Source organism: Azorhizobium doebereinerae UFLA1-100, assembly GCF_000473085.1.
In the GTDB taxonomy this organism is placed as follows: Bacteria; Pseudomonadota; Alphaproteobacteria; order Rhizobiales; family Xanthobacteraceae; genus Azorhizobium; species Azorhizobium doebereinerae.
Window position 1 is genome coordinate 17,671 of the sequence record NZ_AXBA01000029.1, and the last position, 17,824, is coordinate 35,494.

Annotated in this window: 15 protein-coding genes and 1 tRNA gene; 10 read left to right on the top strand and 6 right to left on the bottom strand. The window is 68.7% G+C overall.

Annotated features, from left to right (window positions below; genetic code table 11):
- Nucleotides 1-62: 62 nt before the first annotated feature.
- Complete coding sequence (locus YU1_RS0119170) at nucleotides 63-1,520, bottom strand: sensor domain-containing diguanylate cyclase (protein ID WP_029005463.1); 1,458 nt, start codon at nucleotides 1,518-1,520, stop codon at nucleotides 63-65.
- 355 nt (nucleotides 1,521-1,875) lie between these two features.
- On the opposite strand from YU1_RS0119170, the gene YU1_RS0119175 reads away from it, so the two are divergent.
- Nucleotides 1,876-2,865 (top strand): zinc-dependent alcohol dehydrogenase family protein, encoded by a 990-nt coding sequence (locus tag YU1_RS0119175; RefSeq protein WP_029005464.1) that lies wholly within the window; start codon nucleotides 1,876-1,878, stop codon nucleotides 2,863-2,865.
- Nucleotides 2,866-2,891: 26 nt separating this feature from the next.
- On the opposite strand, the gene YU1_RS0119180 is transcribed toward YU1_RS0119175, so the two are convergent.
- Together YU1_RS0119180 and YU1_RS0119185 are read right to left on the bottom strand one after the other, a co-directional pair.
- The gene (locus YU1_RS0119180) at nucleotides 2,892-4,754 is read right to left on the bottom strand and encodes a PHA/PHB synthase family protein (protein WP_084539978.1); all 1,863 of its coding nucleotides are present in this window, start codon (nucleotides 4,752-4,754) and stop codon (nucleotides 2,892-2,894) included.
- 92 nt (nucleotides 4,755-4,846) lie between these two features.
- Nucleotides 4,847-5,740 carry a LysR family transcriptional regulator gene (locus YU1_RS0119185; RefSeq protein ID WP_029005466.1) on the bottom strand — a complete coding sequence of 298 codons (894 nt, stop codon included), beginning with the start codon at nucleotides 5,738-5,740 and terminating at the stop codon, nucleotides 4,847-4,849.
- A 108-nt stretch (nucleotides 5,741-5,848) separates the two neighbouring features.
- Here YU1_RS0119185 and YU1_RS0119190 point away from each other — a divergent pair, with 108 nt between their 5' ends.
- The 9 genes from YU1_RS0119190 to YU1_RS0119230 all read left to right on the top strand — a co-directional run bounded on the left by YU1_RS0119190 (nucleotide 5,849) and on the right by YU1_RS0119230 (nucleotide 14,046).
- On the top strand, nucleotides 5,849-6,667 hold the full coding sequence (locus tag YU1_RS0119190) for a putative hydro-lyase (protein WP_084539979.1): 819 nt from the start codon (nucleotides 5,849-5,851) through the stop codon (nucleotides 6,665-6,667).
- 94 nt (nucleotides 6,668-6,761) lie between these two features.
- Nucleotides 6,762-8,027: an ABC transporter substrate-binding protein gene (locus tag YU1_RS0119195; protein WP_029005468.1), complete on the top strand. Its 1,266-nt coding sequence runs from the start codon at nucleotides 6,762-6,764 to the stop codon at nucleotides 8,025-8,027.
- Between the two features lie 26 nt (nucleotides 8,028-8,053).
- A complete protein-coding gene (locus YU1_RS0119200) occupies nucleotides 8,054-8,932 on the top strand; it encodes a branched-chain amino acid ABC transporter permease (RefSeq protein WP_029005469.1) in 879 nt (292 codons plus the stop codon).
- Nucleotides 8,932-9,912, top strand: a complete 981-nt coding sequence (locus YU1_RS0119205) for a branched-chain amino acid ABC transporter permease (RefSeq protein ID WP_035715943.1) — start codon at nucleotides 8,932-8,934, stop codon at nucleotides 9,910-9,912. Before YU1_RS0119200 ends, YU1_RS0119205 begins: the two co-directional genes overlap by 1 nt.
- Nucleotides 9,909-10,640, top strand: coding sequence for an ABC transporter ATP-binding protein (locus tag YU1_RS0119210; protein ID WP_029005471.1), 732 nt, complete (start codon nucleotides 9,909-9,911; stop codon nucleotides 10,638-10,640). Before YU1_RS0119205 ends, YU1_RS0119210 begins: the two co-directional genes overlap by 4 nt.
- Nucleotides 10,633-11,337, top strand: a complete 705-nt coding sequence (locus YU1_RS0119215) for an ABC transporter ATP-binding protein (RefSeq protein WP_029005472.1) — start codon at nucleotides 10,633-10,635, stop codon at nucleotides 11,335-11,337. The genes YU1_RS0119210 and YU1_RS0119215 overlap by 8 nt, the downstream gene beginning before the upstream one ends.
- Nucleotides 11,338-11,447: 110 nt before the next feature.
- Nucleotides 11,448-12,209, top strand: a complete 762-nt coding sequence (locus YU1_RS0119220; protein ID WP_029005473.1) for a LamB/YcsF family protein — start codon at nucleotides 11,448-11,450, stop codon at nucleotides 12,207-12,209.
- Nucleotides 12,210-12,232: 23 nt separating this feature from the next.
- Nucleotides 12,233-12,988, top strand: coding sequence for a 5-oxoprolinase subunit B family protein (locus YU1_RS0119225; protein WP_035715945.1), 756 nt, complete (start codon nucleotides 12,233-12,235; stop codon nucleotides 12,986-12,988).
- Nucleotides 12,985-14,046: a 5-oxoprolinase subunit C family protein gene (locus YU1_RS0119230; RefSeq protein ID WP_051357031.1), complete on the top strand. Its 1,062-nt coding sequence runs from the start codon at nucleotides 12,985-12,987 to the stop codon at nucleotides 14,044-14,046. The genes YU1_RS0119225 and YU1_RS0119230 overlap by 4 nt, the downstream gene beginning before the upstream one ends.
- Nucleotides 14,047-14,291: 245 nt before the next feature.
- Here the strand turns inward: YU1_RS0119230 and YU1_RS0119235 are convergent, their stop codons facing one another.
- The 3 genes from YU1_RS0119235 to YU1_RS0119245 form a co-directional block, all read right to left on the bottom strand.
- Entirely contained in the window at nucleotides 14,292-15,857 is a 1,566-nt protein-coding gene (locus YU1_RS0119235) for a carboxylesterase/lipase family protein (RefSeq protein ID WP_245263382.1), read from the bottom strand.
- Between the two features lie 150 nt (nucleotides 15,858-16,007).
- Nucleotides 16,008-16,084 (bottom strand) — tRNA-Arg (locus YU1_RS0119240).
- A 238-nt stretch (nucleotides 16,085-16,322) separates the two neighbouring features.
- Nucleotides 16,323-17,795 (bottom strand): sensor histidine kinase, encoded by a 1,473-nt coding sequence (locus tag YU1_RS0119245; RefSeq protein WP_029005477.1) that lies wholly within the window; start codon nucleotides 17,793-17,795, stop codon nucleotides 16,323-16,325.
- Nucleotides 17,796-17,824: the final 29 nt, after the last annotated feature.

Sequence of the window (17,824 nt, forward strand, 5' to 3'; positions counted from 1 at the left end):
CCGCAGCGGGGCGGATAAGGCAGGCGTTCGAAGGGGTCGCCTGACGTTGGGTGATCGCCCGCTCAGTCGTCCTCGATCGGCTCCGCCGGCTCGGCCTCGGCCGTGCCCTTGCCATCGCGCTTGTTGGTATACATCGCGAGGTCGGCGCGGCGGATGGTATTCTCCAGCCGCTCGCCGATCCGGCTGGTGGCCATGCCCATGGAGAGCTTGAGCGGGGTCTGCGCGGAATGGAACTGGTTGTTCAGTTCCACCAGCTTGAACAGGCTTTCCAGCACCGCTTCCCCGCCCTCCGCGTCCACCCCCGGCAGCAGGACGGCGAATTCGTCGCCGCCGATCCGGGCGGCATGGTTGGGCTTCTCGACCAGCGAGTTCAGCACCTCGCCGATCCGCCGCAGCAGGTCGTCGCCGGCGGCATGGCCCCACTGGTCGTTCACATTCTTCAGGTCGTCGAGATCGATGATGATGAGGGTGACGGGGCGCGGCCCCTTGCGGTCCAGCCGGTTCAGTTCCTCCACGTAGAAGGAGCGGTTGTAGAGCCGGGTAAGCACATCGTGCTTGCCGAGATATTCGAGGTAGGCTTCGGCTTTCTTGCGTGCGGTGATGTCGGTGAGGGCCACCTGCACCTGCGACCAGTCCTGCTCGTGCCCCGGCAGAACTGAGAATTGCATCAGCACGTGCAGGGTCGTGCCGTCCAGCGCGTAATTCACCACCTCGCGCTGCTGGAACAGCTTGCCGTCCCACAGGTCGATGAGCTGTTCGCGGAACGCCACAAGCATCTCGTCGCGGAAGATGGTGTCGAGCGCCCGCAGCAGGCTGGCCTTGTCCGGCGCACCGAACAGTTGCAGCGTCTGGCGGTTGACGTCCAGCACCCGGATCTCGCTGGCGCACTGCTCGACGAACTCGGGGTGGACGTCGGTGAAGACCCGAAAGTCCATGATGCCCTGCCGCCGCACATTATCGAGCAGGCGCTTAACGTTGCTGAAGTCCTCCACCCACAGCGAGATGGGGGAATGCTCGAACAGCCCGCGCGCATAGGCCTCGCTCAGCACCAGCCGGCGGCGCGCCTGCACGCTCTCCGTCACGTCCTCCAGCGAGACCAGCACTCGTTCCCAACTGTGCTCGTAGCCGGGCATGATGACGCCATGCAGCTGCACGTCGAGCCGCCGTCCGCCCAGCGTGTAGTTGCAGGTGTGGCTGAAGAAGCCGGTCTCGCCCTCCCAGAGCTGTACCAGTTCCTCCGCATGAACCGACAGCATGTCGTCGCGGAAGATCTTGTCGAGATTGGCGGCCAGCTCCTCGAAGCTTGCGGCCTCGAACATTTCCAGCGTCTTGCGGTTCACCTTCACGAGGTCGATGTGCGCCGCGCAGACGCTCACCCGCCCCATGTCCTCGGCGAAATGGTGGCGCAGGTCACGCACGCCGGCCCGGCGCCAGGCCTCGAACAGTCCCTTCAGGCGGCTGTAGTCCTCCACCCAGAGCGAGACGGGGGAGAGGTCAAAGATCACGGAATCGTCGAGCATGGCGTGTCTGCGGAGAAGAGAGAGCCCGGAAGCAAGGCGTCTGGTATGCTGGCCGCGGGGCGAACCTGACGCGGACATGCCCCCAATGGCAAAGCGGACGGCCTTTGCCCGCGCCGCTGCGTGGGAAGTCTTGAACCTATCATCTACAGTTCCGAAATATCGGGCAGAAAATCAACCTAGCCATACCACAGGAACGCGTGCCCGCGCACACTTGCGCCCGACCATTGTGCGCGAGATGGCCTGCGGCAGGATGCGCGGAGGAAAAGTCTAAACAAATAGGCGGAAGGTGCCGCCTGACCTTGGGTGCGAGCTTGGCGGTCCGGGCGGGCAGCGGGCCGTGCATGGGAGATGCTGCATGGACGTCATGGTGCTGACCGCCGAGGGCCTGCCGCTTGTGGCCCAGAGCTGGGCCGACCCGGTGCCGGGGCCGGGCGAGGTGTTGATCCGCGTGACCGCGTGCGGGGTGTGCCGCACCGATCTGCACGTGGTGGACGGCGACCTGCCGCCGCTGCGCCGGCCCATCGTGCCGGGGCACGAGATCGTCGGCCGGGTCACCGCGCTGGGCGCCGGGGTGAGCCATCTCGCCCTGGGTGAGCGGGTGGGCGTCGGCTGGCTCGGCCGCTCCTGCCAGGCCTGCCCCTACTGCCGGGAGGACCGCGAGAACCTGTGCGACGATCCCGAGTTCACCGGCTATACGCGCAACGGCGGTTTCGCCACCCATGCGGTGGCCGACGCGCGCTTTGCCTATCCGCTGGGGGAGGTCGGGGAGGACGCCGCGCTGGCGCCGCTCCTGTGCGCCGGGCTGATCGGCTGGCGGTCGCTGGTGATGGCGGGCGAGGGGCGTCGGCTCGGCCTCTACGGCTTCGGCGCGGCGGCGCATATCCTGACCCAGGTGGCGCGGTGGCAGGGGCGCGACGTCTACGCCTTCACCCGTTCCGGCGACGCCCAGGCGCAGGACTTCGCCCGCCGCATGGGGGCGGTCTGGGCCGGTGGCTCCGATGAGGCGCCGCCCGAGCCGCTGGACGCGGCGATCATCTTCGCGCCTGTGGGCGCGCTGGTGCCCGCCGCGCTGAAGGCAGTGCGCAAGGGCGGCCGGGTGGTGTGCGGCGGCATCCACATGAGCGACATCCCGAGCTTTCCCTACCGCTGGTTGTGGGAGGAGCGGCAGGTGCTGTCCGTCGCCAACCTTACCCGCAGGGATGCGGCGGACTTCCTGGCGCTGGCGCGGCGGGTGGGCATTCATACGCAGACCGTCTCCTATCCGCTGGCGCGGGCCAATGACGCTCTGGACGACCTGCGCTCCGGGCGCCTGTCCGGCGCCGCGGTGCTCATTCCCCCGGCCTGAGGCTCCGGCCGGGGCGGCGGGCCGGCTCAGCGCTGCATCACGTAGGTGCCCGGTGCCGGGCCGAGCGGCGGATAGCCGGCCGGGCCGTTGCCCATCGGCGGCGGCGCGACCCGCATGGGGCTGGAGCGCGCCGCGAGCCAGGCGCTCCATTCCGGCCACCAGGAGCCCTGCTGCGGCTGGGTCGCGGCCACCCATTCGTCGGGGCTGATATAGGCATCCGCCGCTGCCTTGTGACGCAGGCGGAAATGGCGGTGCGGATGGCCGGGCTCGGAGACGATGCCCGCATTGTGCCCGCCCGAGGTGAGCACGAAGGTGACGTCGGTGTCGCTGAGATAGTGCAGCTTGTAGACCGAGTGCCACGGCGCCACATGGTCGCGCTCCGTGCCCACGGCGAAGATGGGCTGGCGCACGTTGGGCAGCGCCGCCGGATGGCCGTCCACCACGTAATGTCCGCTGGCGAAGGCATTGTCGAGGAACAGGTCGCGCAGATATTCGCTGTGCATGCGGTAAGGCATGCGCGTGGTGTCCGCGTTCCAGGCCATCAGGTCGATCATCGGCGATCGCGCGCCGAGCAGATATTCCTGGATCATGCGCGACCAGACGAGGTCGTTGGAGCGCAGCATCTGGAACGCCCCGGCCATCTGCTCGGCGGACAGGTAGCCCTGGTCCCACATCATGCTCTCAAGGAAGAACAGCTGGCTGTCGTCGATGAACAGCTGCAACTCGCCCGGCTCGGTGAAATCGGTCTGCGCCGCGAACAGGCTGAGGCTTGCCAGCCGCTCGTCCCCGGCCCGGGCCATGGCGGCGGCGGTGATGGCGAGCAGCGTGCCGCCGAGGCAATAGCCGGTGCCATGCACGCGCGCGCCGGGCATGATGGCGTTGATGGCGTCGAGCGCGGCCAGGACGCCCTGCCGGCGGTAGTCGTCGAAGCTGAGGTTGCGATCCTCCGCCGTGACGTTGCGCCATGAGACGCAGAACACCGTGTGCCCGCGCGAGACCAGATCCTTGACTAGCGAATTGTGCGGCGACAGGTCGAGGATGTAATATTTCATGATCCAGGCGGGCACGAGCAGCACCGGCTCGGCATAGACGTCCGGCGTCGCCGGAGCATACTGGATCAGCTCCATCAGATGGTTGCGGAAGACCACCTGGCCGGGCGTGACCGCCACCTCGACGCCGGGACGGAAATTCTCCGTGCCTTTCGCCGGCGCGCCGGACATGGCGGCGACCGTGTCGTCCATCCAGTTCTGCCAGCCGCGCATGAAGTTCGCGCCGCCCTCCGCATGGGCCGCCGCCAGCACGTCCGGATTGGTGAGCGGCAGGTTGGAGGGCGAAGCCATGTCCAGCATCTGCCGCACGAGGAAGGAGGTGACGTCCTGGGTGTGGCGGGACGTGCCGGGCACCTCGTGGGTGACATTGTGCCACCACTGCTGGGTCAGCAGGAAATTCTGCGCATAGAGGCTGTAGGGCCATTTCTGCCAGGCCGGCGAACTGAAGCGCTCGTCGCCCGGCAGCGGCGCGATCACCGGCGGGGCGTTGGCGTCGAGGCTGGCGCGGGCCGCGTAGCCGGCGAGCCGTGCCGCCTTGCGCCACGCCTTGAGAATCAACTCCGCCCGCTTGCCGGGGGCGGAGGCCATGTGGATGCCCCAGTCGGTCCAGGCCAGCTCCAGCGCCGCCGGCGACAGGCCGCCGGTGAAGCGGGCGACGAAGGCTTGGACCATGCGGTCGTAGGCGCGGAAGCCTTCCAGCCCCAGCGAGACATCCTCCACCGGGGCGGCCGCCACGGAAACGGGCGCCCTGTGGGCGGCGGGGGCCGCCGGTTTGGAGGACGCGGGCGGGATGGTGGCGGGCAGGGAGGCGGGAGCGGAGGGGGCGAGCGGCGCATTCATCGGATCGGACCCTATTCTCGCGGAGATGTTCCCATGGACCCGCGGGCCGCGGCCGGCCTTGAGGCGGATCAACGGGCGTTACAATCCGGCCGTCACATGCCGCCGCGCTCCTGGGCGATCATGGCGGCGATGTCCACTAACTGCGTGGCCGGGCTGTTGTCGGGCGCCGAGCCCCAGGCGGCATAGAACGGCAGGTCGGCCAGTTCCACCCGCGTCTCCACCAACGCCAGCCTGCCGCTCTCCAGTTCTTGGCTGACGATGGCGGGAGGAATGACGGCGATGCCCAGCCCTTCCGTCGCCATGTGCACCACGGTGGACAGCGAGGCGCTGGCGTGCAGGCGCACCGGCGGCAGGTCGTGGCGGGCGAACAGGGAGCGGACCGCCACATAGGGCTGGGTGTTGCGCGAGAAGGTGATGATGGGGTGGGTCGCCAGTTCCTCCAGCGGCACCGGCTGGCGCTGCCAGCGGATGTCCGGGCTGGCGATGAAAGTGACCGGATAGGAGCACAGCAGGCGGCTTTCCATCGTGGGCAGGATGCTCGGGCCGAGCATGAAGGCGACATCCAGCTCCTGCGCCGCCAGCCGGTCGCGCAGGTTGGGCGAGATGTCCACCTCGATCTCCAGGCCGAGCTGGGGATGCACCGCGTTCACGTGCTTGAGGAAGCGCGTGAGCCAGGTGTGGACGATGGTTTCCGCGAGGCCGATGCGCATGACGCCGCGCAGGCTGCTGGAATCGCCGAACGCGGAGAGCATCTCGGCCCGCAGCGCCAGCATCTTCTCCGCATAAGCGAGCAGGGTGCGGCCGCGCGGTGTGGGGGTGACGGTGCGGCGCTCGCGCTCCAGGAGCCGGGCACCCAGCTCGCCTTCAAGCTGGGCAATGCGCTGGGAAATCGCCGGCTGGGTTGTATGCAGCTTGTTGGCGGCGGCCCGGAAGCTGCCGAGCTCTGCAACGCGCACAAAGGTTTCCAGGGCCTTGAGGTCGATCATCCGGCTTCTCCGATAAGCCTACTTTATCGAAAATGATCCGAATTTAAAATTCGACAATATGATTGCGTGGTGATGACATGGGCATGCGCAACCAATGAGCAGATTCCCATGACAGCCCCTGCCTTCGCCTTGTCCCCCGGTGGGATCCCTCTCGCGACCGGGCGTGATGTGCGGCTCGCCAGCCGCAACGGCAGCCTGACCGGCTCCACGGCCGGCTTCGCGCCGGGCTATGTCCAGGCCAACCTCGCCATCCTGCCGGAGCGCCTGGCCAACGACTTCCTGCGCTTCTGCCAGCGCAACCCCAAGCCCTGCCCGCTGATCGGCGTGTCCGAGCCGGGCGACCCGAGCATCCCGTCCATCGGGCTCGATCTCGACATCCGCACCGATGTGCCGGCTTACACCGTGTTCAAGGACGGCGAACTGATCGCCGAGCCCACCGACCTGCGCGATCATTGGCGCGACGATCTCGTCACCTTCGCCATCGGCTGCTCGCTGTCGTTCGAGGAGGCCCTGTTGCAGGCGGACGTGCCGCTGCGGCATGTGGAAAAGGGCGTGAAGGTGCCGATGTTCCGCACCAGCATTGCCTGCAACCCGGCGGGCGTGTTCGCCGGCCCCATGGTTGTGTCCATGCGTCCCATGACCCCGGCCCAGGCGATCCGCGCGGTGCAGATCACCTCGCGCTATCCCGCCGTGCACGGCGCGCCGGTGCACATCGGCCTGCCCGAGGCCATCGGCATCAAGGACCTGTCGAAGCCCGACTATGGCGATGCGGTGGAAATCCTCGACGGCGAGATCCCGGTGTTCTGGGCCTGCGGCGTCACCCCGCAATCGGTGATCGCGGCGGCGAGGATCGAGTTTGCGCTCGCCCATGCGCCCGGCGCCATGCTGGCCACCGACCTGAAGAATTTCGAACTCGCCACGGGCTGAGGCCCGCGGCGCCCGCGTCGCACTGATGTCACTACCCCAATTCAGACAAACGCCGTAGAGCGTGAACGGGGCCATCCAACAGAGGGATCCTTCCATGTCGTTTTCGATCAATCGTCGTAACCTCCTCGTCGGCAGCGCCGCGACGCTGGCCTTCGGTGCCGGCGCGGTGCGCACCGCCAGCGCCCAGACCAAGGAAGTGGTCATCGGCGCCCTCTATCCCATGTCCGGCGCCAGCGCGCAGATGGGCGTGGACGCGCAGAAGGCCTTCGAGACGGCCCTCGCCTTCATCAACGAGAAGTCCGATGCGGACCTGCCCCTGGCCGGTGCCGGCGGCCTGCCGAACCTCGGCGGCGCCAAGGTGCGCATCGTCTATGCCGACCACCAGGGCGACCCGCAGAAGGGGCGCGCCGAAGCTGAGCGCCTGATCACGCAGGAGAAGGTGGCCGCCATCGTCGGCACCTACCAGAGCGCGGTCGCCGCCACCGTCAGCCAGTCGTGCGAGCGCTATGGCGTGCCGTTCTTCTCCGCCGACAACTCCTCGCCGAGCCTGACCCGCCGCGGCCTCAAGTTCTTCTTCCGCGCGGCGGCGCACGACGAGATGTTCTCCGCCGCCATGTTCGACTTCCTCGACGCCCAGAAAAAGAAGGGCGAGAAGATCGAGACCGTCGCGCTGTTCCACGAGGACACCATCTTCGGCACCGACAGCGCCAACGCCCAGCTGAAGCTCGCCAAGGAGCGCGGCTACACGGTGGCCGCGGACATCAAGTATCGCGCCAATTCGCCCTCGCTGACCGCCGAAGTGCAGCAGCTCAAGGCGGCCAACGCCGACGTGCTGATGCCCTCCAGCTACACCACCGACGGCATCCTGCTGCTCAAGACCATGAACGAGCTGGGCTACAAGCCGAAGGCGCTGCTCGCCCAGGCGGCCGGCTTCTCCGAGCAGTCGCTCTATGACGCGGTCGGCCCGCTGGCGGAAGGCTCCATCACCCGCGGCTCGTTCTCGCTCGACCTCGCCGCCAAGCGCCCGTCGGTCGGCAAGGTGAACGACGCCTTCAAGAAGCTGTCCGGCAAGGACCTCAACGACAACACCTCGCGCGAATTCATGGCCCTGCTGCTGCTGGCGGATGCCATCAACCGCGCCAAGTCCACGGACGGCGAAGCCATCCGCGCCGCGCTGGTCGCCACCGACCTGCCGGGCGAGAAGACCATCATGCCGTGGTCCAAGGTCAAGTTCGACGAGACCGGACAGAACCCCTACGCCGACCCGGTGCTGTTGCAGCGCATCGGCAACAAGTTCGTCACCGTCTTCCCCGCCCAGGCCGCGATCGCCGAAGCGGTGTGGCCGATGAACAAGAGCTGAGGCCGGAGGGCGCACGGAGCAAGGCCATGACAGCCGCAATCGTTATTCAGAGCTTGGCCAGCGGCCTGCTCATGGGCTTGCTCTACGGCCTCATCGCCGTGGGGCTGGCGCTCATCTTCGGTCTGATGGACGTGACCAACTTCGCGCATGGCGAATTCCTCATGTTCGCCATGTACGTCACCTTCTTCTGCTTTTCCTTCTTCGCCATTGATCCGCTGCTCGCCTCGCCCATCGTGGCGGCGGCGCTGTTCGTCTTCGGCGCGGTGGTCTATCTCGGCATCGTGCGGTTCGCCATGCGGGCCAGGACCAATGTCGGCATGGTGCAGATCTTCGCCACCTTCGGCCTCGCCATCGTGATGCGCGGCCTTGCCCAGCTGCTGTTCACGCCGGACTATCGGTCGATCCCGCACACCTGGCTGGGCGGCAAGACGGTGTCCATGTTCGGCATCTACCTGCCGGCGCCGCAGCTGGCCGGCGGGGCGGTCTCCATCCTCGCCTTCGCCGTCTTGTACGTCCTCATCAAGAAGACGGACTTCGGCAAGGCGCTGGAGGCCACCCGCGAGGACGCCGGGGCGGTGGCCCTGGTGGGCATCGACAAGAACAAGGTGTTCGCTTTGGGCTGGGGCCTCGGCTCCGCGCTGGTGGGCCTTGCCGGCGCCATCATGGCGAGCTTCTTCTACATCTATCCGGATGTGGGCGCCTCGTTCGCGCTGATCGCCTACGTCACCGTGGCGCTGGGAGGCTTCGGCTCGGTGTTCGGCGCCTTCGCCGGCGGCATCGTGGTCGGCCTGGTGGAAGCCATGACCGCCATGGTCCTGCCGCCGTCGCTGAAATCGGTGGGCATCTACGCGGTGTACCTGCTGGTGGTGTTCTTCCGCCCCCGCGGCCTGTTCGGGAGCATCTGATGAGCGCCTCCTCCTTCACCGCGCGCCGCACGCGGCAACTGGGCCTCGCCCTCGTCATCTTGGTGGTCGTCGCTTTGCTGCCGTTTGGCGTCAAGGACGTCTACACCCTCAACATCCTCATCCTGATGCTGATGTATGCGGCTCTCTCGCAGAGCTGGAACATCCTCGGGGGCTATTGCGGCCAGCTCTCGCTCGGCCACGCCTTGTACTTCGGCATCGGCGCCTACAGCTCGACGCTGCTCTACACCAAGTTCGGCATTCTGCCCTGGTTCGGCATGGCGCTGGGCGGGGTGATCGCCGCCGGCATCGCCATGGCCATCGGCCATGCCTGCTTCCGCCTCGCCGGCCATTATTACGTCATCGCCACCATCGTCATCGCCGAGATCGGCCTGCTGCTGTTCCACAACTGGGACTGGGCGGGCGCGGCGACCGGCATCGAGTTGCCGTTCGGCCGCGACTCGTGGGTGACCTTCCAGTTCGCCCGCAACAAGCTGCCCTATTTCTACTTCGCGCTGGGCTTCGCCGCCGTGACCTGGCTGGTCACCTGGAAGATCGAGAACTCCAAGTGGGGCTATTGGTGGCGTGCGGTGAAGGACAATCCCGAGGCCGCCGAGAGCCTGGGCGTGATGGTGTTCAATTCCAAGATGATGGCCGCCGCAGTCTCGGCCTTCTTCACCGCGGTGGGCGGCAGCTTCTACGCCCAGTTCGTCGCCTATATCGACCCTGAGTCGGTGATGACCTTCCAGTTCTCCCTGCTGATGGCCCTCCCGGCGGTGCTGGGCGGCATCGGCACGCTCTGGGGGCCGGCGCTGGGCGCGCTCATCCTCATCCCCATGACCGAGCTGACCCGCACTTTCATGGGCGGCTCCGGCAAGGGCATCGACCTCATCGTCTACGGCTGTCTCATCATGGTCATCGCGCTTGCCCGCCCGGATGGTCTCGTGGGCCTGTTCCACCGCCGCAAGAGGAGCGCCGCATGAGTGCCGCTGCCCTTCTCGAGGTACGGAACGTCTGGCAGCGCTTCGGCGGCCTCGTGGCCAACAGCGACGTCAGCCTCTCCGTCCAGGCCGGCGAGATCGTCGGCCTCATCGGCCCCAACGGCGCCGGCAAGTCCACGCTGTTCAACGTCATCGCCGGCCTCAGGCCCCCGACCGAAGGTTCGGTCTGGTTCGACGGCCAGGACGTGACCCGGCTCTCCGCGCCGGAGCGCTGCGCCCGGGGCATCGGCCGCACCTTCCAGGTGGTGAAGAGCTTCGACAGCATGAGCGTGGCCGACAACGTCATTGTCGGCGCCCTGGTGCGCACATCCTCCACCAAGGAGGCGCGCCGCAAGGCGGACGAGGTGCTGGAGTTCGCCGGCCTCGCCCACCGGGCCGAGGTCTCGGCCATCGAACTGACCCCGCCCGAGAAGCGGCGCCTGGAAGTGGCGCGCGCGCTCGCCACCGAGCCCAAGCTGCTGTTGCTGGACGAGGTGATGACCGGCCTCACCCCGTCCGAGGCGCGGGCGGGCGTGGACCTGGTCCGCGCGGTGCGGGCCAAGGGCGTCGCCGTGCTCATGGTGGAGCATGTGATGGAGATCGTGATGCCGCTGGTGGACCGGGCCGTGGTGCTCAACCTCGGTGCCGTGCTGGCGCAGGGCAAGCCTGCGGACGTGGTCCGCGACGAGCGCGTCATCGGCGCCTATCTGGGGGAGCGTCACCGTGCTTGAGGCCACCGACATCACGGTCACCTATGCCGGGCTGATCGCCGTGGCCGGCGTCTCCATCGAGGTGAAGGCGGGCGAGATCGTCTGCGTCGCCGGCGCCAACGGCGCGGGCAAGTCCTCGCTGCTGAAGGCCATCGCCGGCATGGAGAAGGCCAAGTCCGGCACCGTGCGCTTCAACGGCGAGGATCTGGCCGGCGTGCCGGCCCACCTCATCACCGCGCGCGGCATCGCTTATGTGCCGGAGAACCGCCGCCTGTTCCCGCGCCTGTCGGTGCGGGACAACCTGCGCCTCGGCAGCTACATCTACCGTGCCAAGGAGGATCGCGAGGCGCCGCTGGACATGGTGTTCCAGCTCTTCCCGCGCCTCGCCGAGCGTCTCGACCAGCGGGCCAACACGCTCTCCGGCGGCGAGCAGCAGATGCTCGCCATCGGCCGCGCGCTGATGACCCGTCCCCGCCTGCTGATGCTGGACGAGCCCTCTCAGGGCATCATGCCGAAGCTGGTGGACGAGATTTTCCAGGCGGTGACCACCATCCGCGACACCGGCATGACCATCCTCATCGTCGAGCAGCGGCTCACCGAATGCCTGGAGATCTCCGACCGGGCCTATGTGCTGCAGACCGGCCGTGTGACCATGAGCGGTCCGGCGGAGGAAATCCGCGCCAATCCGGATGTGCGCCGCGCCTATCTCGGCCTGTGACGACCCATATGGCCGGCGGCCGGCGTGCGCGCCGGCCATGGTCCCGAGGCGCTTGAAATCCGATCCGCTCCGGCCGATGGCTGGCGTGGGCCATATTGAAGAGGCAGATGATGCCGACCGTTGACCTGAATTCCGACCTCGCCGAAGGCTTCGGCGTCTGGCACCTGACGGAAGACGAGGCCCTGATGGGCGTCGTCACCTCCGCCAATATCGCCTGCGGGCTGCATGCGGGCGATCCCGAGATCATGGCCAGGGCGTTCACCTTCGCCAAGTCCAAGGGCGTGGCCGTGGGCGCGCATCCGGGCTTCCCGGACCTGTGGGGCTTCGGCCGCCGGCGCATGCCGTTCACCCCCGGCGAGATCGAGCGCCTCATCGCCTATCAGGTGGGCGCGGCGCAGGCCCTCGCCACCTATGCCGGCCACCGCATCACCTATGTGAAGACGCACGGCGCGCTGGGCAACATCTCCGAGCAGGAGCCGGAGGTGGCCGAGGCGGTGGTCCGCGCGGTGAAGGCGGTGGACCCCTCGCTCGCCATTCTCGCCGGCCCGCTGGGCGAGCAGGCGCCCGCCGCGCGCGCCGCCGGGCTGCGCCTCGTGGCCGAGATCTTCGCCGATCGCGGCTATACCGAGCAGGGCCGCCTCATTCCGCGCGGCCAACCCGGCGCCATGATCCATGATCCCGATGCCGCCGCCGACCGCATCATCGCCATGGTGAAGTCCGGCGCCATCATCACCGCCAGCGGTGCGCGCCTGCCCACCCCCATCGAATCCATCTGCGTGCATGGCGACGGCCCGCACGCGGTGGAGACGGCGCGCCACGTACGCACGCGCCTGGAAGCGGCGGGAATCACGGTGGCGCCCTTCGCGCCCTGACGGCTTGGCCAGAGTATGCAGACATGAGCGGTCCCAATGTCAGCGAGGAGGCGGCCTATGCCGAGCCTCGCTTCCTGAATTCCGGCGAGACCGCCCTGGTGGTGGAGTTCGGCCGCAGCGTCGATCCTGCGATCAGCGACCGCGTTCTGGCGCTCGATGCCGCCTTGGTGGCGCGCGCGCTGCCCGGCGTGCGCGAGAGCGTGCCGACCTATCGCTCGCTGATGATCCACTACGACCCGCTGGTGATCGATCGCGCGGCGCTGGTGGCCGAGGTGGCGGCCATCGCCCACGCCCCGCGCCCCGCCGCCGGCCCGGTGACGCGCTGGATCCTGCCGTGCTGCTACGACCCGGAATATGGCGAGGATGTCGGCGAGGTCGCCCGCATGACAGGCCTCTCCGAGGAGAGGGTAGTGTCGCTGCACGCGGGGGCGGTGTTCCGCGTCTACATGTACGGCTTCGCCCCCGGCTTCTGCTATCTGGGCGGCCTGCCGCCGGAGCTGTCGGTCTCCCGCCGCACGCGGCCGCGCCCGCCGCATCCGCCCAACACCACGCTGATCGGCGGCGGGCTCGCCATCGTGACCACCTTCTCCATGCCCACCGGCTGGTGGCTGATGGGCCGGACCCCCGAGCGCATGTTCTCCCCGCAGCGCGACCCCGCCTTCCTGGTGGCGGTGGGCGATGAACTGAAGTTCGAGCCGGTGGATCGCCCCACCTTCCTCGCGCTGGATGCGCGCGCCGCCTCCGGAGAAATCGTCGCCCGGCGGGAGGTGACGCCGTGAGCGGATCGGAACGAACGGCGCCGGACCAGGGCGCGACGGGCGCGCTGCGCATTCTGTCTGCCGGGCCTGGCGTGACCATCCAGGATGCCGGCCGCCACGGCCTGCTGCGCTTCGGCGTCACCGGCGCTGGACCCATGGACCCGCTGGCCTTCGCCCTCGCCAATCGTGTGGCGCAGGTCCCCGACGGATCGGCGGCGCTGGAGATTTCCATGGGCGGCGTCGAATTGGAGGCGGCGGATGCGCCCGTCACCGTCGCGCTCGCCGGCGGCGATTTCCGCGTCACGCTGGACGGCCAGGCCATGCCGGCCGCCGCCCGGCTCACGCTGGAGCCGGGCGCGCGCCTCGCGGTGAAGGCGGGCGCCTCGGGCGCCTGGTGCTATTTGGCGCCGGCGGCCCGCATCGACATCGCGCCGACGCTCGGTTCGCTCTCCACCCATGCCCGCTCTGGCATCGGCGGCCTCAATGGCCGGGCGCTGGCGGCGGGGGACGTGCTGCCGCTCGCCGACCCACGCGTGCTGCCGGGCGGTGCCATGGAGCTGAGCGCCCCCGCCCTCGTGCGCCCGGGCGAGGTGATCCGCGTGCTGCTCGGCCCGCAGGACGATTATTTCTCGCCCGCCGAGATCGCCGCCTTCCTTGCCGGCCCCTGGACGGTTTCGGTGCGCTCGGATCGCATGGCCTATTTCCTCGACGGCACGCCGATGACCCATGCGGGCGGTTTCAATATCGTCTCCGACGGCATCGCGCACGGCGCGATCCAGGTGCCCGGCGAAGGCTATCCGGTGGTGCTGATGGGCGATCGACAGCCCACCGGCGGCTATCCGAAGATCGCCAATGTCATCGGCGCCGATCTCGGCCGCATCGCCCAGCTCCGTCCCGGCTCCGTCTTCCGCTTCGCTGCGGTGAGCCTGGAGGAGGCAGTGGAGGCCCGCCGGGCGGAGGCCGCTGCGGTCGCGGACGGCTGGTCGCTGGCACCGCTGGTGCGGACCAACCTGTCGTCCGAATTCCTGCTGGGCTGCCGGCTGGTGGACGGCTGGGTGGACGCTTTCGCCGAGTGGTGAGCGGCGGCCGCGCGGGCCGTCGTATCCGGCAGTGTCAGACCAAAGAATTGGAGACGGATTTGCCGATCAGGTGTTGCAACCTGATCGGATCCGGCTGCACTGCCGGTGGATGAGGCTAACGGATTGAAACGTCACGGCTTCTCACGGCTGCATCGTATCTCCAGAAGGTAGCCGCGCCGCGTCGGGACCGACAGCGCGGGCTCGAGAACATCTGCACCGAGGTCACGGGGCGTTGCGTGCCCGGCTCATTGCACCTTCTCCCAAAGGTCGATGCGCGCCTTCAGCGGGTCCGGCTCCACGCGGATGCCGGCATCGGTGAAATTGAGGATGATGTCGTGCCCGGCCTCATGCATCGGCCAATGCGTCAGGCCGGGGCCGTTGGGGCCGCCCGTCTTGGCGAAGGCGACCCAGGCGGCGCTCATCTTCCGCCCCATCTCCACATCGGCCGGCGCGAGCTTGCCGGGCGGCACGTTCAGCTGCGGCATGTCGAAGGCGTAGGCCACGTCTCGCCCGTGGGTCGCGCCCTTCACCTGGGCGCGTTCGCTCACGGCCACATAAGAGAAGCGATAGAGGAAGGAGGGCTGGCCGGCGCGCCTGACGGCATCCGCCAGATGGCGGGTCGGCTCCACCATGGTGCGGTCGGCGAAAGCCTGCTGGATCAGTTCGTCCAGGCTTTCCGTGCCGGTGGGGTCGTAGAGGCGCCGGGCCTCGGCCGCGAACGGCCCGAAATAGGCGAACAGTTCCGCCTTGGTCTTGGCCTGCCCGACGCCGATGTCCCGATTGGTCGCGCCGGTGATGACCGGCACCTTGTTCCAGCGACCCGTCCGCAGCGCCGTCTCCGGCGCTTCGGCCAGCACAAGGCCGTCGCGTAGCGGGCCGGGAAAGCCGGGCATGGTCTCGCCGCGCACCAGGGCATTGAGCTCGTCCCGGGTCGAGGACAGCAGTCGCGCGGCTGGCAGTGCCCGCAGGGCGGCGAGCCCATCTGCGCCGCTCGCGGCAACCCCCAGGCCCTTGGCGTAGAGGAGTGCGTCGGCCTTAGCCGCCTCGGGCTCGGAAAGGGAGGTGATGTTCGCGCGCGGCGACGGCATGGCGGGGGATTGCAGGATGGCGCGCACGAACAGCCCATGCGACGGGGGCGAGACGAGATGCGTCAGCACGGAGCCGCCGCCCGCGCTCTCGCCGAACAGTGTCACGTTGCGCGGATCGCCGCCGAAGGCGGCGATGTTGCGCCGGACCCAGTTCAGCGCCGCCTGCTGGTCGAGAAAGCCGTAATTGCCCTTCGGCTCGTTCTCCGCCTCCTGCCAGAGCGCGGGATAGGCGAAGAAGCCGAGGCGCCCCAGCCGGTAGTTCAGTGTCACCACCACCACGCCTTGCCGCGCCAAGGCATCGCCCGGCGTCGCGGAGGCCATGCCCGCCACCAGCGCGCCGCCATAGATCCAGACCATAACCGGCCGGGGGGCCGCATCCGCCGCGAGCGGCCGCCACACATTGATCGTCAGGCAGTCCTCGGACTGGGGAATCGGGGTGGACTGCGGGCAGGCGGGGCCGAATTCGGCCGCCGGCCGCTCTCCCGCCCAGGGCGTCACCGGCTGGGGCGCGCGCCAGCGCAGGGGGCCGACAGGAGGCGTGGCGTATGGGATGCCTTTGAAGGCGACCACGTCGCCTTCCACCGTCCCGCGCACGGCGCCGGTATCGGTGATGGCGAGCGTCAGGTCCGTGGCGCGTGCGGGCGGGGCGGCGAAGGATGGGGAGAAGGAGAGGGCGAGCATGCCAAGCAGAGGCAGCAGCGCCGTGGACATCCGTGGCCGCATCGCGAGGCTCCCAGTTCGCCCGGGCGACCGCGGCGCGTCGGCAGATGCCGACGACGGCGCGCGGGTCACCCGCGAAGACGGGCCGGCCACAGGGTTACCTCTACAGATAACCCAGGTCGACCGGCTGATGGAACTGGAATTCAAGATAAATGGCGCGCCCGAAAGGATTCGAACCTCTGACCCCCAGATTCGTAGTCTGGTGCTCTATCCAGCTGAGCTACGGGCGCGTTTCCCTTTTGCGATCAACAGCTCGGCTGCGATCCGGAGGCTGGTCCTCCAGGGCCCGCTGGGGTGTCCCGCCAGCGAGGGTTCGTCAGTTACTGCCTTTTCCCGGGGCTGGCAAGGCCCTTCGGCGTCAAAGCGCCGTTCGGCATCGCCAGCCTGTGGACAGCGCAGGGCTCGGGTAGGCGCTCGCGCGAGGGAATGCCGGGGCGCTGATCCGGAGGCACGGAAAGGCCTGCGCGACTACGCCCGGGCGCGCTGGGCGCGCTGGCGCAGCTCGATGGGGCGGTCGGGCAGGGAGATGAGGAAGGTGGCGCCGAGCGTGCCGTCCAGCAGGCGCAGCTCGCCGCCATGGGCGCGCACCAGTTCGTCGGCGATGGGTAGGCCGAGCCCCGTGCCTCCCCGTCGCGCCGAGGCCTGGAAGGCGGCGAACAGCCGGTCGCGCCGCTCCGCCGGAATGCCGGGGCCGGTGTCGGACAGCTCGATCTCCACCACCGATCCCACACGGCGGGCGTTGATGCGGATCTGGTCGCGCTCCGGCGTGTTGGGCGCGCGCGCCTCCAGCGCCTGGAGCGCGTTGCGGGCGATGTTGAGCAGCACCCGGAAGAGCTGGTCGGGGTCGGCATCGGCGCTGAGGTGGCGCTCCACCGAGGCGATCCAGCCGACCGGCGCATCCAGGCCGAGGCCCAGCGTCTCGCGGACGTCGCCGAGCAGGGCGGCGATATCCACCTCGCGCCGGTCGGGCAGGGGCTCCTGGGCCCGGCCGTAGGACAGGGTCTGCTGGCAATAGGAGATGGCGCGGTCGAGCGCGGCCATGAGCTTGGGCGCGAAGCGCTGCACCGCCGGGTCGGGAATGTCCACGAGACGGTCGGAGATGAGCTGCGCCGAGGCCAGCAGGTTGCGCAGATCATGGTTGATCTTGGACACTGCGAGACCTAGCGCCGCCAGATGGGTCTTCTGCGAGAGGGTCTGGGCCAGCTCCGTCTGCATCTCGGCCAGGGTATCCTCGGCGACGCCGATCTCGTCGGCGCGGCCGCTGGGCACGATGATGCGGGAGGCGTCCTCCGGCGCGTCGCGGAAGTCGGACATGCGCGCGGTCAGGCGCCGCATGGGCCGGACGAACAGCCAGTGCAGGCTGAAATAGACCAGCATGCCGGCCAGCACCGACACCGCCAGCGAAATGCCGAGCACAGTGGCGGCAAACCGCAGCATGGCCACCCGCAGCGGCGTTTCGGGAATGACGATTTCCAGGAACTCGCCGCCGCGTGGCGCATCGCCGACCACCCGCAGCGTGCGGCCGTTGCCGGCCATGAGCGTGTCGAAGGCATCGGCCACTGCGCTCCACAAGGTGGTGCCGCGGGTGTCCACGTGCCGGTCGATGGGCGGGGGCATGTCCGACATGGCGAGCAGTCGGCGGGTATCCTCCCGCTTCACCACCACCACCTTTGCCCCGACGCTCTGGAGTAGCTGGCGGGTGAGGTCCATGGGGATGGTGTCCTCGGGCGCGGCGTCCAGCACCAGCGCGGCGATACGCGCCGCGGCCAGCCGGTCGGAGATCCACGAGAGGCGGAAATTGGCGATGGTGGGCACGAAGATCGCCACCTCCGCCATGGTGACGAACGCCACCGTCAGCGCCAGCAGCTTGGCGGACAGCCCAAAGCGCACCCGCCGCGCGGCGGCGGGTATCTCGGATGCCTTGATGCCTGACTGGCCCATGTCCCTCATACGCGCGACCATAGGATGTC

Bases quoted from the DNA above. Each gene is read 5' to 3' on its own strand.
- YU1_RS0119170 (WP_029005463.1), bottom strand. From the start codon at position 1,520: ATGCTCGACGATTCCGTGATCTTTGACCTCTCCCCCGTCTCGCTCTGG.
- YU1_RS0119175 (WP_029005464.1), top strand. From the start codon at position 1,876: ATGGACGTCATGGTGCTGACCGCCGAGGGCCTGCCGCTTGTGGCCCAG.
- YU1_RS0119180 (WP_084539978.1), bottom strand. From the start codon at position 4,754: ATGAATGCGCCGCTCGCCCCCTCCGCTCCCGCCTCCCTGCCCGCCACC.
- YU1_RS0119185 (WP_029005466.1), bottom strand. From the start codon at position 5,740: ATGATCGACCTCAAGGCCCTGGAAACCTTTGTGCGCGTTGCAGAGCTC.
- YU1_RS0119190 (WP_084539979.1), top strand. From the start codon at position 5,849: ATGACAGCCCCTGCCTTCGCCTTGTCCCCCGGTGGGATCCCTCTCGCG.
- YU1_RS0119195 (WP_029005468.1), top strand. From the start codon at position 6,762: ATGTCGTTTTCGATCAATCGTCGTAACCTCCTCGTCGGCAGCGCCGCG.
- YU1_RS0119200 (WP_029005469.1), top strand. From the start codon at position 8,054: ATGACAGCCGCAATCGTTATTCAGAGCTTGGCCAGCGGCCTGCTCATG.
- YU1_RS0119205 (WP_035715943.1), top strand. From the start codon at position 8,932: ATGAGCGCCTCCTCCTTCACCGCGCGCCGCACGCGGCAACTGGGCCTC.
- YU1_RS0119210 (WP_029005471.1), top strand. From the start codon at position 9,909: ATGAGTGCCGCTGCCCTTCTCGAGGTACGGAACGTCTGGCAGCGCTTC.
- YU1_RS0119220 (WP_029005473.1), top strand. From the start codon at position 11,448: ATGCCGACCGTTGACCTGAATTCCGACCTCGCCGAAGGCTTCGGCGTC.
- YU1_RS0119225 (WP_035715945.1), top strand. From the start codon at position 12,233: ATGAGCGGTCCCAATGTCAGCGAGGAGGCGGCCTATGCCGAGCCTCGC.
- YU1_RS0119235 (WP_245263382.1), bottom strand. From the start codon at position 15,857: ATGCGGCCACGGATGTCCACGGCGCTGCTGCCTCTGCTTGGCATGCTC.
- YU1_RS0119245 (WP_029005477.1), bottom strand. From the start codon at position 17,795: ATGGGCCAGTCAGGCATCAAGGCATCCGAGATACCCGCCGCCGCGCGG.